Origin of the sequence: Nocardia goodfellowii (assembly GCF_017875645.1) — a bacterium.
GTDB classification, from domain to species: Bacteria; Actinomycetota; Actinomycetes; order Mycobacteriales; family Mycobacteriaceae; genus Nocardia; species Nocardia goodfellowii.
Map to the genome: position 1 here is coordinate 3,509,753 of NZ_JAGGMR010000001.1, position 15,037 is coordinate 3,524,789.

The 15,037-nt window shown below is 67.1% G+C and carries 17 protein-coding genes and 3 tRNA genes; 13 read left to right on the top strand and 7 right to left on the bottom strand.

Going from position 1 to position 15,037, the window contains the following annotated elements; translation table 11 throughout:
• Positions 1–7: 7 nt before the first annotated feature.
• Positions 8–388 (bottom strand): DUF4189 domain-containing protein, encoded by a 381-nt coding sequence (locus BJ987_RS15965; protein ID WP_209890252.1) that lies wholly within the window; start codon positions 386–388, stop codon positions 8–10.
• 320 nt (positions 389–708) lie between these two features.
• Here BJ987_RS15965 and BJ987_RS15970 point away from each other — a divergent pair, with 320 nt between their 5' ends.
• Together BJ987_RS15970 and BJ987_RS15975 are read left to right on the top strand one after the other, a co-directional pair.
• Positions 709–1,332 (top strand): TIGR03085 family metal-binding protein, encoded by a 624-nt coding sequence (locus BJ987_RS15970; protein WP_209890255.1) that lies wholly within the window; start codon positions 709–711, stop codon positions 1,330–1,332.
• Positions 1,333–1,435: 103 nt separating this feature from the next.
• Positions 1,436–4,096, top strand: coding sequence for an FtsK/SpoIIIE family DNA translocase (locus BJ987_RS15975; protein WP_209890258.1), 2,661 nt, complete (start codon positions 1,436–1,438; stop codon positions 4,094–4,096).
• A 62-nt stretch (positions 4,097–4,158) separates the two neighbouring features.
• Here BJ987_RS15975 and BJ987_RS15980 read toward each other — a convergent pair whose 3' ends face one another.
• The 4 genes from BJ987_RS15980 to BJ987_RS15995 all read right to left on the bottom strand — a co-directional run bounded on the left by BJ987_RS15980 (position 4,159) and on the right by BJ987_RS15995 (position 5,257).
• On the bottom strand, positions 4,159–4,581 hold the full coding sequence (locus BJ987_RS15980; protein WP_307869628.1) for a DUF4352 domain-containing protein: 423 nt from the start codon (positions 4,579–4,581) through the stop codon (positions 4,159–4,161).
• A gap of 354 nt (positions 4,582–4,935) precedes the next feature.
• Positions 4,936–5,010, bottom strand: a tRNA-Gln gene (locus tag BJ987_RS15985).
• A 99-nt stretch (positions 5,011–5,109) separates the two neighbouring features.
• Positions 5,110–5,183: transfer RNA gene (locus BJ987_RS15990), tRNA-Leu, on the bottom strand.
• 1 nt (position 5,184) lies between these two features.
• Positions 5,185–5,257, bottom strand: a tRNA-Trp gene (locus tag BJ987_RS15995).
• A gap of 457 nt (positions 5,258–5,714) precedes the next feature.
• On the opposite strand from BJ987_RS15995, the gene BJ987_RS16000 reads away from it, so the two are divergent.
• The gene (locus BJ987_RS16000) at positions 5,715–6,698 is read left to right on the top strand and encodes a TerC family protein (protein ID WP_209890263.1); all 984 of its coding nucleotides are present in this window, start codon (positions 5,715–5,717) and stop codon (positions 6,696–6,698) included.
• Between the two features lie 57 nt (positions 6,699–6,755).
• On the opposite strand, the gene BJ987_RS16005 is transcribed toward BJ987_RS16000, so the two are convergent.
• The gene (locus BJ987_RS16005; RefSeq protein WP_209890267.1) at positions 6,756–7,043 is read right to left on the bottom strand and encodes a YciI family protein; all 288 of its coding nucleotides are present in this window, start codon (positions 7,041–7,043) and stop codon (positions 6,756–6,758) included.
• Between the two features lie 17 nt (positions 7,044–7,060).
• The gene (locus BJ987_RS16010; RefSeq protein WP_245367076.1) at positions 7,061–7,570 is read right to left on the bottom strand and encodes an amino-acid N-acetyltransferase; all 510 of its coding nucleotides are present in this window, start codon (positions 7,568–7,570) and stop codon (positions 7,061–7,063) included.
• 179 nt (positions 7,571–7,749) lie between these two features.
• Here BJ987_RS16010 and pgsA point away from each other — a divergent pair, with 179 nt between their 5' ends.
• The 10 genes from pgsA (at position 7,750) to BJ987_RS16060 (ending at position 15,036) form a co-directional block, all read left to right on the top strand.
• On the top strand, positions 7,750–8,394 hold the full coding sequence (gene pgsA / locus BJ987_RS16015; RefSeq protein ID WP_209890273.1) for a CDP-diacylglycerol--glycerol-3-phosphate 3-phosphatidyltransferase: 645 nt from the start codon (positions 7,750–7,752) through the stop codon (positions 8,392–8,394).
• Positions 8,391–8,894 (top strand): CinA family protein, encoded by a 504-nt coding sequence (locus BJ987_RS16020; RefSeq protein ID WP_209890277.1) that lies wholly within the window; start codon positions 8,391–8,393, stop codon positions 8,892–8,894. The genes pgsA and BJ987_RS16020 overlap by 4 nt, the downstream gene beginning before the upstream one ends.
• Positions 8,895–9,049: 155 nt before the next feature.
• Entirely contained in the window at positions 9,050–9,499 is a 450-nt protein-coding gene (locus BJ987_RS16025) for a helix-turn-helix domain-containing protein (RefSeq protein ID WP_209890280.1), read from the top strand.
• 204 nt (positions 9,500–9,703) lie between these two features.
• Positions 9,704–10,522, top strand: a complete 819-nt coding sequence (gene pspA / locus BJ987_RS16030) for a phage shock protein PspA (RefSeq protein ID WP_209890283.1) — start codon at positions 9,704–9,706, stop codon at positions 10,520–10,522.
• 53 nt (positions 10,523–10,575) lie between these two features.
• A complete protein-coding gene (gene pspM / locus BJ987_RS16035; protein ID WP_245365986.1) occupies positions 10,576–11,487 on the top strand; it encodes a phage shock envelope stress response protein PspM in 912 nt (303 codons plus the stop codon).
• A gap of 99 nt (positions 11,488–11,586) precedes the next feature.
• Positions 11,587–12,060 (top strand): MmpS family transport accessory protein, encoded by a 474-nt coding sequence (locus BJ987_RS16040; protein ID WP_209890286.1) that lies wholly within the window; start codon positions 11,587–11,589, stop codon positions 12,058–12,060.
• A gap of 150 nt (positions 12,061–12,210) precedes the next feature.
• The gene (locus tag BJ987_RS16045) at positions 12,211–12,387 is read left to right on the top strand and encodes a hypothetical protein (RefSeq protein ID WP_209890290.1); all 177 of its coding nucleotides are present in this window, start codon (positions 12,211–12,213) and stop codon (positions 12,385–12,387) included.
• Positions 12,388–12,421: 34 nt separating this feature from the next.
• Complete coding sequence (locus BJ987_RS16050) at positions 12,422–13,132, top strand: PIG-L deacetylase family protein (RefSeq protein WP_209890294.1); 711 nt, start codon at positions 12,422–12,424, stop codon at positions 13,130–13,132.
• Between the two features lie 169 nt (positions 13,133–13,301).
• Positions 13,302–14,465 carry a glycosyltransferase gene (locus BJ987_RS16055; RefSeq protein ID WP_209890297.1) on the top strand — a complete coding sequence of 388 codons (1,164 nt, stop codon included), beginning with the start codon at positions 13,302–13,304 and terminating at the stop codon, positions 14,463–14,465.
• Between the two features lie 379 nt (positions 14,466–14,844).
• Positions 14,845–15,036: a DUF3046 domain-containing protein gene (locus tag BJ987_RS16060; protein WP_209890299.1), complete on the top strand. Its 192-nt coding sequence runs from the start codon at positions 14,845–14,847 to the stop codon at positions 15,034–15,036.
• Position 15,037: the final 1 nt, after the last annotated feature.

The window sequence follows — 15,037 nt, forward strand, 5'->3', positions numbered from 1 at the left end:
ACCGGTTCTAGCTGTAGCCGTTGGTGCAGCGCCAGGTCACCACGTGGCTGCCGGCCAGCCGGGCCAGGGCGGCATCACGGGCGGCGCCGTAGTTGGAGCGCGAGGAGGCCTGCCAGGTCGTCGAGCGTGGGTTCTTGCGCGCCACCAGCACCGCGCAGCCGTTGCGCCAGGACAGCAGGACCGAGCAGCCCCCGCCGCAGGTCCGCACCGCGGCGCCCTCGGCCTCTTGGAAGCCGTTGTAATTGTTGGTGATACTCCATCGGCCGTTGCTGCCCGTGGCGATGGCACCGTAGTACCCACCGCCCTGCGCCTGCGCGGCCGGAGCCGAAACGGCAAGCGCCGCACCGACGGCGACCATTGTCGTGGCTGCGGTGATGAACTTCTTCACGTGTGAACGCCCTCCATTGACTAGCGATCCGGACCCAGCGGACCGATTGACAACGTACATTTCCGGCATACGAGACGCCAACCTGTGGGTTTGGCGAATGCGGGTGCGCGCGAATGCCGTTGCACGACTCGAAGCCTGGATGATGGGCTGCCCCCGAGGCGCGGTTCGAGTCCCCCAACCGGACCAGTCCACAACGTACATTTGCCACATCTCGGACGCCAGCCCGCGGGCCCGGATCGAAGGCTTCTCATAAGGATTCGACAAGGCTGTGTCTGAGTCGGTACTGCCGAAAGCGGGGACCGTCGACTATCTTCGGGCCTATGAGCATGGCGCAGCGGGAACGTGCAGCACTCGTCGTGACGATGGCGCAGGCCGGGCCGGAAGCGGCGACGCTGTGCGGTACCTGGACCGTCCGAGAATTGGCGGCGCACTTGGTCGTCCGGGAGCGCCGTCCCGATGCCGCGCCCGGCATCATGCTGAAACCCTTTGCCGCACACCTGGAGTCGGTGCAGGCCAAGACCGCGGCCCGCCCGTTCGAGGAGTTGCTCGAAGCGGTGCGTACCGGGCCGCCGTGGTGGTCGCCGCTCAAGCCGGTGGACGCCGTGGTCAACCTGAGCGAGATGTTCGTCCATCACGAGGATGTGCGGCGAGCCGCGCCCGATTGGCAGCCGCGGGAACTCTCCGACGCCGATGAGGCGAAACTGTGGTCGCTGGTGCGGCGGATGGCGAAGATGTCCTATCGCAAGTCGCCGGTCACTCTGCTCCTGCGCACGCCGGACGGTCGTCACGCCGTCGCGAAAACCGTCGACGGCGCCGAGGTGACGCTGACCGGCAAACCGTCCGAATTGCTGCTGCATGCCTTCGGTCGCGACGAGGTCCGGCTCGAAACCACCGGTGCGGCGGAGTCGGTCCGCTCCGTTCTGGAACTCGACCGGTCGGTCTGAATCGGCCGACGACCTGGCGAAAAACCGCTCGGCGGGTAGCTGAGACCGCCGATACCAGTGTTGCGGATGGTCTCGATGGGGCCTTTGCGGTTAGCCTGAAGCAATGGCAGGTAAGTCCCGCAACACCGCGACGCCTCGGTCACGGGCGGGAACAGGGCGGGAACCACAGCAGCCGGGAGCGGCCAGAGGGAGGACCACCACGTCTCGGTCTCGTTCGACCACAGCGCGTTCCACCGCTGCACGCACCACCCAGCGCCGCACCGGCCCGACGCCTCGCGCCCGGGCGAACCCGCCACGCCGCCCACCCGCCCGGACGGCGCGCGCGGGGTCCGGCACCGCGCCGCTCGCGGTCTTCAGCCGCGTGGTGAGTGGCGGCTGGAACATGCTCGCCAACGGCCTCGGCGCCACCACCCGGACGCTGAGTCGCGCCGGCGATATCGAACACGGACATCGTCGCGACGGCATGGCGCTGGCCCTGATCGCGGTCAGCGCGATCGTCGCCGCCGCGGTGTGGTTGTCCGCGGGCGGGCCGGTCGGCCGCTGGGTCGAGGAGGCCATCCGCTGGGTATCCGGTTCGGCGTCGGCGGGCCTGCCCTTCGCCTGCGCCGGCCTCGCCGTCATCCTCATGCGCACCGAACCGCATCCGGAGATCCGGCCCCGCCTGGTGCTCGGCGGAATGCTGGTCGGCCTGCCGTTCCTGGGCCTGTGGCATCTGGCCGCGGGCGCCCCCGATGACGCGCACGGCCGCTCGCGGGCGGCGGGTTTCACCGGTTTCGTGGTCGGCGGCCCGCTGACCGACGGCCTGACCGCCTGGCTCTCGGTGCCGATTCTGTTGCTGGCCATCATCTTCGGTGTCCTGCTGCTCACCGGCACCACGGTCCGCGAGGTGCCGCAACGACTGCGTGAGTACTTCGGCACCGGCAGCGGTGGCGACGAATACGGCGACTACCGCGGCGACCACGGCGATTTCGATCCCGCCGACTACGACGCCGACGGATTCCCGCTGCACCGCGGCCGTTCCCGGCGCCGCGGCCGCACGCCCGCCGAGAACTACCCGCCCGACGAGTTCGGCGATCCCGACGCGGTCACCGAGTCGCTGGCCGAGCCGCCGCTGCGAGACGCCAAAACCATCGCCACGGCAGCCGAATTCGGTGCCGAGGAAGCCACTCCGGCGCCGAAGCCGCGCAAGCGGGTGGCACCCAAGGTCGCCGACCAAACCCCGCCGCCACCGCCGAAGGAACCCGATTTCGTACCGGAGCGGGTCATCGAGGGCGACTACACGCTGCCGCCGCTCAACCTGCTCACCGACGGCGATCCGCCCAAGAAGCGCAGTGCCGCCAATGAATCGATGATCGAGGCGATCACCGAGGTGCTGGTGCAGTTCAAGATCGACGCCGCGGTCACCGGCTTCGTGCGCGGCCCGACGGTCACGCGTTACGAGGTCGAGCTCGGGCCCGGCGTCAAGGTCGAGAAGATCACCGCGCTGGCCCGCAATATCGCCTATGCCGTGGCGACGGAGAACGTCCGGCTGCTCGCGCCGATCCCGGGCAAGTCCGCTGTCGGCATCGAGGTGCCCAACTCCGATCGTGAGCTGGTTCGCCTCGCCGACGTCCTCAAGGCTCCCTCCACCCGAAACGACCACCACCCCTTGGTGATCGGCCTCGGCAAGAACATCGAGGGCGATTTCGTCTCGGCCAATCTGGCGAAGATGCCGCACCTGCTGGTCGCAGGTTCCACCGGTTCCGGTAAGTCGAGTTTCGTGAACTCGATGCTGGTGTCGCTGTTGCAGCGCGCCACACCCGACGAGGTCCGGATGATCCTGATCGACCCGAAGATGGTGGAACTCACACCCTACGAGGGCATTCCGCACCTGATCACGCCCATCATCACCCAGCCGAAGAAGGCCGCCGCCGCGCTGGGCTGGCTGGTGGAGGAGATGGAGCAGCGTTATCAGGACATGCAGGCCAACAAGGTCCGCCACATCGACGACTTCAACAAGAAGGTGAAGTCCGGCGCGATCACGGCGCCGCTGGGCAGCGAACGCGTCTACCGCCCGTACCCGTACATCCTCGCCATCGTCGACGAACTCGCCGACCTCATGATGACCGCTCCGCGCGACGTCGAGGACGCCATCGTCCGCATCACCCAGAAGGCCCGCGCCGCGGGCATTCACCTGGTCCTGGCCACCCAGCGCCCCTCGGTCGACGTGGTCACCGGCCTGATCAAGACCAACGTCCCGTCCCGCCTGGCCTTCGCCACCTCGTCCCTGACCGACTCGCGCGTCATCCTGGACCAGCCGGGCGCCGAAAAGCTCATCGGCATGGGCGACGGCCTCTTCCTGCCCATGGGGGCCGGCAAACCCACCCGCCTGCAGGGCGCGTTCATCAGCGACGAAGAAATCCACGCCGTCGTCGATTTCGCCAAGAACCAGGCCGAACCCGACTACCAGGAGGGCATCACCGCCGCCAAGGCCGGCGAGAAGAAGGACGTAGACGCCGACATCGGCGAGGACCTCGACATCCTCCTGCAAGCCGTGGAACTCGTCGTCACCTCCCAATTCGGTTCCACCTCCATGCTGCAACGCAAACTCCGCGTCGGCTTCGCCAAAGCCGGCCGCCTCATGGACCTCATGGAAACCCGCGGCGTAGTAGGCCCCAGCGAAGGCTCCAAGGCCCGCGATGTCCTGGTCAAACCGGACGAACTCGACGGGCTCCTGCTGTCCATCCGCGGCGGCGACGCGGGCGCGGAGAGCGACGGCAATTAGCGGTCCGGCCGGAACTGGTTGCCAGCAACCGGTTCCGGCCGGAACTCTCGTCAACGGGAGGTCTACTTCAAGGCGACCCGCGCGCCGCCGGAGAACGACGAGTCGTGGAACTCGATGGCGGTCGGCACCGAACCCTTCGGCACATCGAAGGCGATTATCGCATCGACCTGATTGCCCGGGTTGATATCCGCGGAGAGATCCTTGTTGAGGTTCAACTCGGCCATGGTGTCGTTGGTGTACTCACGGCCCTGCTCGTCGAGCAGTATTTGGTTCACGCCGGAGAAATTTCGGGCTTCGTTCCCGATATTGCGAATGGTCACGTGAACGAGCAGGTATTCGCCTTGGGCATTCTTCTCCCAGAATTCACCGGCGCCGACCGTCGGTACCGGTGGATCGACAGCGGTCACAACGAAGGCGAATTGGCCGTCTCGTACTTCCGATCCGACCGGTGCGGTACTGCTCTGTGTCTTGGTGTCATCAGCCACCTCGTTAGCGACAAGTGCGAGACAACCGGCGAACAGGAGGCCGAGGACCGCGAAGCTGCCGAGCAGCACCCATGGCCAAATTCGTCGCTTACGTGGCGGGGGAGGCGGTGACTGGCCGTATGCGGGTGGCTGGCCGGGAAAGGGCTGTTGTGGTTGTTGCTGTGACCTGCTCATCGAACATTCCCCTGGTAATCAGCGAGAAAGGCATTCTCGAAGAGGTCGGAGCAGCGGATGCTGGGCCGATGCCAGTTTCATAGCTGAAAAGTATGAATGTGTTACAGATCACAATCTGGTCTCCAGGCCGACTGGTGAAGGACCGAGCCGGGCCTAGCTGGCGAACCTCGGGGGGAGTCGTGGCTGGAGTGCCAGGGCTCGAACCTGGACCGACGGAACCAAAATCCGCCGTGCTGCCGCTTACACCACACTCCAGTGCGCCTGAGGGGACTCGAACCTCCAACGAGCCCTGCTTCGTAGACAGGCGCTCTTCCGCTCGAGCTACAGACGCGGACCCGCGCGGACACGGGGTTGTTCCCTCGACGAGATTCGAACTCGCAACAACCGGCTCCTAATGCCGGCGCCTCTGCCAATTGGGCTACGAGGGAGCACGGATGGAGGGATTCGAACCCCCAACGAACAGTTTTGGAGACTGCCGCTCTTCCCGTTGAGCTACATCCGTATGGAAACAAACTGGGTAGGTACGAAAAAAGGGTCACTCCTGGCGGTAGCGCCGGAGTGACCCTCGCAGGTCTGGATGTTGCTAGACCTCAGGGGCGGCTCCGGGTACGCGCGAGGCGGGCCTGGCGGCTGGCCGATAGACCGGCGAACCCACGCCAGGCGCCATCGAGCGGCTGTTGCCGCTGTCGCATGGTCTGCCGGATCATGGTGTCGCCCTTCCGGGTTGGCCGTCATCGAAGTTGTCGGCTATGACGCTAACACCCCAAATCGGTACGTGGAAGCCATTTTCCGGCGAGCCGTCTCAGATGTCCGGTCGGGTTTGCTGGCGAGGTTTGCTGGCTGTCCCGCCTACCTGCGGCGATGTGGAATTATGGATAGCAAATATCCCGCTAGCGGACAGAAATGGACAAATCGGGCAATATGGACACCATGAGATTCCCAGCCGATCGGGCCGACATATGCATGTGACCACCTTGACCTGGGCGATCACCGTGCTGGTGATCCTCGGGCTCTTCGTCTTCGACTTCTACGCTCACGTCCGCACCCCGCACGAGCCGACCTTCCGCGAATCCGCCTTCTGGTCGTCGGTGTACATCGGAATCGCCCTGCTTTTCGGTGGCCTGGTGGCCTGGCGCTGGGGCGGCACCTACGCCGGCGAGTACTACGCGGGCTTCGTCACCGAGAAAGCGCTCTCGGTGGACAACCTGTTCATCTTCCTCATCATCATGAGCACCTTCGCGGTGCCTCGGATGTACCAGCAGAAGGTGCTGCTCATCGGCATCGTGCTGGCATTGGTCATGCGCGGCGTCTTCATCGCCGTGGGCGCGGCCGCGATCAGCGCCTGGAGCTGGGTGTTCTACCTGTTCGGCGCGTTCCTCATCTACACCGCGGTGAAACTGCTGAAGGAAAGCGGGCACGAGGAGGAGGTCGAGGAGAAACGCGACAGCCGCATCGTCGCCCTCGCCAAGAAGATCCTGCCGACCACCCAGGAGTACGACGGCGACAAGCTGGTCACTCGCATCGACGGCCACCGCGCGGTGACGCCGCTGTTCCTTGCTCTGCTGGCCATCGGTTTCGCCGACCTGCTGTTCGCGCTGGACTCGATTCCCGCGATCTACGGTCTGACCGAGCAGCCGTACCTGGTGTTCACGGCCAACGCGTTTGCCCTGATGGGCTTGCGTCAGCTGTACTTCCTCATCGGCGGACTACTGGACCGCCTGGTTTATTTGTCCTACGGTCTGGCCGCGATCCTCGCGTTCATCGGTGTGAAGCTGGTGCTGCACGCGCTGCACGAGAACACCCTGTCGTTCATCAACGGCGGCGAGCCCGTCAGCGTCCCGGAGATCACCACCCCGGTCTCGCTCAGCGTGATCATCGGCATCCTGGCCGTGGCGACCGTCGCCAGCCTGGCCAAGACGCGCGGCACGGTCAAGCAGGACTAGCAGTACACAAAACCCGCACACCTTTCGAGAGCCCGAAAGGTGTGCGGGTTTTTCGCGTCAGGCGCTGAAAGTCTCGCCGATGGTGGGCGTCCACTCGACCACGCGAATGTCCTCGACCAGGTTTTCGCGGGCGAACGGATCCTGGCCCAGCAGGTCCTTCAGCGCGGTTTCGCTCTCGGCGCGGAAGAGCAGCAGTGCGCCGGAGCCGTCACCGTAGGGTCCGCTGCTGAGCATCACGCCCGCATCGGCCTGATCCGCGAGCCAGGCCCGATGCTCCGGCCGGTACTCGTCGCGGCCGGGGACGGTGGCCTCGGAGTAGGTGTAGTGGACGGCGAAGGTCGGCACAGCGAAATCTCTTTCTCTCAAAGGGTCAGCAACATGCGAGTGTTGCCGAGCGTGTTCGGTTTGACGTAGCTGAGGTCGAGGAACTCGGCGACACCGGTGTCGTAGGACCGGCACATTTCGGCGAACACCTCGGCGGTCACCGGAGTTCCGTCGATCTCGGTGAAACCGTGCCGGGTGAAGAAATCCACCTCGAAGGTGAGGACGAACAGCCGGCGGAGTTCCAATTGCCGGGCCACCGAGATGAGCCGTTCCACGATCAGTCTCCCGACGCCGTGCCCCTTGACGTCGGGGTGCACCGCCACCGTGCGCACCTCGCCCAAATCGGCCCACAGCACATGCAGCGCGCCGCAGCCGACGACCTGGCCACCGAGGTCGGCGACCCAGAACTCCTGCACCGCTTCGTACAGCGTGACCAGGTTCTTTTCCAGCAGTATCTTGCCGGCGTACACATCGACGAGGCGCTTGATCTCGGGGACGTCGGAGGTTCGCGCGCGTCGCACCACCGGCGTGGAAGACTGCGCATCCATCGATGCGCCCGGATAGGCGTCGCTGGTCGAACCACCCTGTGGTCCCCGAGAGGTCATGGGGTGCACAGTAGTCGGATCGGTTACCGATAGGCTTAACGTGTGCCGCACATCCCCTCGCTCCGCTCGCCTCGCGCTGCCCGCGTGCGGTCGGTGGCGCTGCTCGTTGTCGAGGCGGGGGTATGAGCGTGCAGCCGGAAGAAATCGAACAGTCGTTGGCTGAGCCGGTCCGGTCGGGATTCGTGCCGGTGCACGCCGAACCGAACGTGCCGCTGATGAACATCGCGAACGTGCTGACCATGTTCCGGATCGCGATCGTCCCGGTCTTCGTGCTGGCCCTGTTCGCCGGTGACGGTCACGAGGCCGGTTGGCGGATCGTCGCGGCCGCGCTGTTCGGCATTGCCGCTATCACCGATCGTTTCGACGGGCAACTGGCACGCAAATACGGCTTGGTGACCGATTTCGGCAAGCTCGCCGACCCCATCGCGGACAAGGCGCTGATCGGCTCGGCGCTGATCGGGTTGTCCGCTCTCGGTGATCTCCCGTGGTGGATCACCCTGGTCATCTGCGGCCGGGAGATCGGCGTCACACTGCTGCGGCTCGTGGTCGTGCGGCGCGGGGTCATCCCGGCGGGCCGCGGCGGCAAGTTGAAGACGCTGGTCCAGTCCCTGGCGATCGCGGTTTTGCTGTTGCCGCTGGCGGGCGGATTCGTCACCGCCGGCATGGCTCTGATGTATCTGGCGCTCGCCCTGACGGTGCTCACCGGACTCGACTACGTGGGCCAGGCCGCCCGGCTGTGGTTCGCGGGAGCGCACGGCACCAGATGAGTTCGGATCCGCTGTCCTCCGGTGCACCGACCGCCGAGCTGGTGCGGGCGCTGGCTACCCGCGGGCAGACGGTCGCCACCGCCGAATCCCTCACCGCCGGCTTGCTTTCGGCCGCCATCGCCGGAATTCCGGGAGCGAGCGCGGTGCTGCGCGGCGGTTTCGTCGTCTACGCGACCGATCTGAAACACCGCCTTACCGGGGTGAGCGAGGACCTCCTGTCGACCGTGGGCCCGGTCGCGGCCGCCACCGCGGAGCAACTCGCGGTCGGCGCCCGAACCAGGTGCGATGCGACCTGGGGTTGTGGTCTCACCGGCGTCGCCGGACCCGATTCCCAGGACGGGCACCCGGTCGGCACGGTGTTTCTCGGGGTGTCCAGCCCCTGGCATACCGAGGTGATCCGGTTGCAACTCCCCGGCGACCGGTGGACTATCAGGATTGCCGCGACCCACATCGCGGTGCGGGAATTGCTTCGGTGTGTCCGAGCTGAGCCGGCCGGGTAACCGATGGGTTCACCACGGCGGGAACTCATCGGGCCGCGTCCGACGTTGTGCCAGAGAGAACGGGTGCGCGTCCGGCGCCGGAGTTGCCGTGCGGGTCCGTTGGAGCGTGGATCGGGCGATTGCCCGGTTCGCGCATACTGGGAGCGAAGGAGAACGTGATGACGCTGCTTCGAGAGGCGATCGGGGACAGTCTGCGGCGTGCACGCCTCGCCCAGCACCGGACCCTGCGCGAAGTGTCCACTTCAGCCCGGGTCAGCTTGGGGTATCTGTCCGAGGTCGAGCGGGGTCGTAAAGAGGCCTCCAGTGAGCTGCTCGCCGCCATCTGCGCGGCGCTGGACGTGCCGTTGTCGCGGGTGCTGTGGGATGTGAGCACGATCATGGCGGGTGCGGACGGTATCCCCGTCCCGGCCGAGACCGTGCCCGCGAACGAGGAGCGCACCGCGACGGCCGAGCCCGCCGCCGCACCGGCGGGTGACACCGCCGCCGAGCCCGCTACCGCCACCATGTCCGTGGCCGGCGCGCGTGGTTCGCGCATCGCCGAGGACACCCGGATCGTCATTCCGGCCCCCAAGTCGGACATGCTGATCCTGGTGAAGAGCAACTAACTGAGAAGTTCTGGTGGACAATGGCGCCGCGCTGGGGCCCGGCGTCCGGAACGGATAGATTTTCACTGAGACAGGTGGCTCGCTCGGGCCGGGTTCGCCCGGTCCGAGCGCCGCATGGTGGAGGATAGGCACAGACGGGTGCGTGACGGTCGCGCACCGACTACCGCGGGCAGCGGTAGGAGCACATGGAGGCGGGATCAATCGATGGCTAATCCGTTCGCAAAGGCCTGGAAATACCTGATGGCCCTCTTCGATTCGAAGATCGAGGAGCACGCGGATCCGAAGGTGCAGATCCAGCAGGCTATCGAGGAAGCCCAGCGCCAGCATCAGGCCCTCTCGCAGCAGGCCGCGTCGGTCATCGGCAACCAGCGTCAGCTGGAGATGAAGCTGAATCGGCAGCTGGATGAGGTCGAGAAGCTCAACGCCAACGCCCGGCAGGCGGTCATGCTCGCCGATCAGGCGACCAACGCGGGCGACACCGAGAAGGCGATCCAATACACCAATGCCGCCGAGGCTTTCGCTGCCCAGCTGGTGACCGCCGAGCAGTCGGTGGAAGATCTGAAGGTGCTGCACGACCAGTCGCTGCAGGCCGCCGCGCAGGCCAAGAAGGCCGTCGAGCAGAACGCGATGATGTTGCAGCAGAAGGTCGCCGAGCGCACCAAGCTGCTCAGCCAGCTCGAGCAGGCCAAGATGCAGGAGCAGGTCAGCGCCTCGCTGCAGCAGATGGATTCGACCTTGTCCGCGCCCGGCAACACTCCCAGTCTCGATGCCGTCCGCGACAAGATCGAGCGTCGCTACGCGAACGCGCTGGGTTCGGCCGAGCTCGCGCAGAACTCGGTGCAGGGCCGGATGATGGAGGTCCAGCAGGCCAGCGTCCAGATGGCGGGCCACAACAAGCTGGAGCAGATCCGTGCCTCCATGCGCGGTGAGTCGCTGACCCCCGGCGGCCAGCAGCAGGCCATCAATCCGGCGCAGCCGCAACCCGCGCAGACCGACGCGCGGTTCGAAAAGGGCCAGGCGTAGGCATCGGCCCGACGCGTTGGGGATTCTTCGATGAAGGTTGTGCCGGGGACACCATGAGCCGCAAGCAAACACACCAGCAGTCCGGTCAGCGGCTGCCCGTCGTGCCGCCGGGTTTCGGTGCGCCACCGTCGAATCTGCCCGAATCCCTGCGTGAGGCCGGTGAGACCGCGCTGACAGCGGTCCGTAAGTGGGCCGATCCCCGGGAACGGGAACTGCGCAAACGCCGTCGTGCGCGCAGAGCCAGTTTCCAGCTCGGTACGGCCTCCGGGCTGACCACCGCGGGAGCCATCGGCCTGGCGGTGCTCTCGGCGCCGGTCGGCGCCGTGGTCTTCCTGGGCGGGGTCGCGGTGGCACTGGTCACCGGCGCCGCCTACACCACCCGCCGTTACCTGCGGCTGCGCGGCGCCCCGCTGCCGCTGGCCGCCTACGTCCCCCGCAAGCAGCCGCCGCTCGGTTCGGCCGCCCGCCCGGCGATCGCGCGCCTGGTGCAGGCCGAGCGGGCGATGCACGGGCTGACGGCCGCGATCGGCCGTTCGCACCGCTTGCCGCAAGACGAATTCACCGAAATGGTCGAGACGGCCGCTTCCGGGGCCGAGGCTTTGCACGCGCTGGCCGTCGACATCGTGCAGATGGAACGCGCGCTGCTCGCCGTCGGCTCGGCGGCCGCGAATGCCCTGCGCGGCAACGTGCAGTTCGCGGTGTCGCGTCTGGAGGCCGGTGTCGCGGAGTACGAACAGGTGGTCGCGGCCGCCGGCGGCGTGCTCGCGGTGCCCGAAACCCTCGTTGTGGCACATCAATTCGACACCATCGTGGCCGATCTGCGGCATGCCGCCGACCGGCTCGACGGGTGGGCGCAGGCACTCACCGAAGTGGCCGACAAGCCGTTGAACGCCGGTATCTTCCCCGGGCAGCAGCAGTGGAACGATCCCACCGTGCGGATGGAGCGCCCACCGGGCCTGTCCTGATTGTGAATTCGCATACCCCCGCGGCGTGTCCGCTCGTCGAAGCTCCAAGGTTTCACCGAGCGGGTGGGTTCAGCCGGCCCAGGCGCATATCGTTCGGTCGTGGTTGGTTCGAATCAGCGGTGGCCGGGGCAGTTACCGGCGGAAACGCTCCCGGATCGGCGGCGCGGCACCGTGCGCGCCGGAATGATCGCGGGCTGCCTGCTGACAGTCACCTTCGGCTTGGTGGCGCTGGCTGTCGCCGTTGTCGCCGAAACCGGAGCCGCGCCGGTCGCGCTCGTTGATCAGGAGCCGCTGCCCGCGCTGGGAATTGTCGGCTACGAGGTCAGCGCTTCCACCGGCACGGCGCACAGCGTCGCCTACGTCGGCGGCGACAATCTGCTGCGCACCGAGGTTTCCACGCCGCTGCCGTGGAAGAAGCGCGTCACCAGCCCGACTCTGGCGCTGGCACTCAACGCTCAGCGCAACGGTATCGGTGACATCACCTGCCGGATCACCGTCAACGGGCGCACTGTCGCCGAACAGACCGCCACCGGGTTGTACGCGGTGGTGAACTGCACCGCCGCCGTCCCCTGATCCGCCCCTGACAGTAGGGTCGCTGGACTGGGGGAGCACCCTGAACTTTCCCCGATATCGGTGCTGACCTGGTGATTTCCCGGCCCGGAGCTGACAGAGTCGAAGGAGCGGATCGTTGGATGACGGTTCCGGAGACTTACGGAGGCAGTAATGCTGTGGAAGATCATCGGTGTGGTCGCGCTCGTCTGGATCGCGTTCATGATTGTCGGTGCGTTGCTCGAGGGTCTGTTCCCGATCCTGATGATCAGCGCCATCGTGTTCGGCCTGTACCTGCTGTACAAGGCGGTCGTCGGGTCGGACGAGAAGACCACCATCAACAAGGTCTGAACGCCGGGCCGGCGGTCTGCTTGAATGGATTCTCGTGGAGCAGATTCCCGAGGACTGGCAGCGCGGGCTCGTCATCGTCGCGCACCCCGACGACATCGAATACGGCGCCGCCGCCGCGGTAGCGCGCTGGACCGGCCAGGGCAAGGACATTCGCTACGTCCTGGTCACCAGCGGTGAGGCCGGGATGGCCGGGGTGCCGCCCGCCGAGGCGGGGCCGCTGCGGGAAGCCGAGGAGATCGCGGCGGCAAAAGCGGTCGGGGTGCATCAGGTCGAGTTCCTCGGCCACCCTGACGGCCGCATCCAGGAGAATCTGGAATTGCGCCGCGACCTCGCCGCCGCGATCCGCCGCCACCAGCCGGAAATGGTGGTGCTGTTCAACTTCGGCGATACCTGGGCGCCCGGCTACGCCAACAGCGCCGACCACCGCGCCGTCGGCCGCGCCGGTCTGGACGCCGTCTCCGACGCGGGCAACGAGTGGATCTTCCCCGAACTGGCGGACCAGCCCCCGTGGTCGGTCCGCTGGGCGGCCGTCGCTGGGCCGAAAGCCACCCATGCGGTCGATGTCAGCGCCCACCTGGACCAGGCCTTCGCCTCCCTCGTCGAGCACCGCCGTTATCTGGAGGTGCTGAGCGATGAACCGGTTGAAGACCAGGTCCGCCTCATCGTCGAGCAAGCGACGGGCCCGCTGGAAGGGTTCCCGGCCGAGCATGCGGTCGGATTCGAGTTGTACTACTTCGCGGGCTGAGCCGCGCGGCTCGCTGAGTGGCCCATCGCCGGGAACGGCGCGTGCCCACGCTGGGAACGCCGCGTGCCCCATCGCGGGGATGCCGCGTGCCCATCGCCGGGAACGGTGCGTTGTTCGCCTCGACGTACGGCGTCGTTCGCTAATTGTGCGGGTGTGGCAGGCTGAGCCCATGCGTGTAGCCGTAGTCGCCGGGCCCGATCCCGGACATGCGTTTCCGGCGTTGGCGCTGTGTGAGCGGTTCCTGGCCGCGGGTGACGAGCCGGTGCTGTTCACCGGGCCACGGTGGTTCGGGGCCGCGAAGGACGCGGGGATCCCGGTGCGCAAGCTCAAAGGGCTCGCGCCGCGCGCCGGTGAGAACGACGGTGACGCCGGGCGGCGCATTCATGAACGCGCCGCGCACATTTCGACCGAAATCATGCCCGACCTGAGTGCGATGCTGCCGGAGCTGGTGGTGTCGGATGTGCTCACCGCGGGCGGTGGCATGGCGGCGGAGCGGTTGCGTGTGCCCTGGGTGGAACTGTCCCCGCATCCGCTGTACCTGCCCTCGAAAGCGTTGCCGCCGATCGGAAGTGGGCTCGCGGTCGGCGAGGGCCTGCGCGGCAGATTACGCGACAACGTGCTGCGCGCCCTCACTTCCCGTGCCGTCTCCAAAGGCTTGCGGCAGCGCGAAAAGGCAAGGGAGAGTGTCGGTTTGCCCGCCACCGACCCCGGTCCCGCGCTGCGCCTGCTCGCCACCCTGCCCGCGCTCGAGGTGCCGCGACCGGACTGGCCGGACAACGCTCACGTCATCGGCCCGCTGCTCTGGGAACCCACCAGGGAAGTCCTGACGCCGCCGCCGGGCGACGGGCCGCTGGTGATGGTCGCGCCCTCCACCGCCCACACCGGCGTCGCGGGCATGGTCGACGTGGTGCTGGAAGCGTTGGCCGGAACCGGTGTCCGCGTAGCCATTTCGATGCTGGACGCGCCGCCCGCCGACCTCCCGTCCTGGGCCACGGCCGGCCTCGGCCGCCAAGACGAACTCCTCGGCCACGCCGCCGTCTGCATCGGCGGCGGCGGCCACGGCCTTCTCGCCAAATCCCTCCTGGCCGGTGTCCCCATCGTCACCGTCCCCGGCGGTGGCGACCAATGGGAACTCGCCAACCGCGCCGCCCGCCAAGGCAGCTCTATCCTCATCCGCCCCCTGAGCGCGGACGCGATCCGCACCGCCGTCCAATCCATGCTCGAACGTCCGCACTACACCGCCGCCGCCGAAGCCGCCTCCATGACCCTCGCCGACGTCACCGACCCCATCAAGCTGTGCCACCAGGTTCTGGACAACGCGTTGTTTAAGTAGCTCGGCGTCAGGCGGTCACACATCCGCCACGCCTCCCGCCGTGCGACAGGGTGCACCGAAGGGTGATGGCCACGACCGTGATCACGGCATTCGTGAGTGCGGCGCTGCGCGCCTGGCATCCTCGGCGCTTGATTGCACTCGATCGTCCCAGAGGATCGGACAGCTGGGGAAGGGCAGCAGGCGGGCGGCACTATCAGCGCCCGCACTTGTGCACGCGCGGTGGCGTGGTGCGCGACATCCTCGCCCGAGACCGTGTGGCCCGCAGCGGCGGCTTTGCGCTGGACAAACGTCCGAGCGACGGCTGCGGGGGCGGGACACGTCACCCGCGCTGAGCGGGTGGGGAGGTGGGTTGGCCGGGGGCGCGAGTATCTTGAACACGGTGCGGTTGACTGAGTTCCAGGAACTGTTGCATGCCGAGTTCGGGACGGCGCGTGGTGATGCGCTGTTGCGCGATCACGTGATCCCGGGGCTGGGGCGCAGTGGCGCGGACGCTATCGAGGCGGGTGTGGATCCGCGTGAGGTCTGGCGTGCGCTGTGTGCCGAGTTCGATGTGCCGAAGGTGCGCTGGTGAC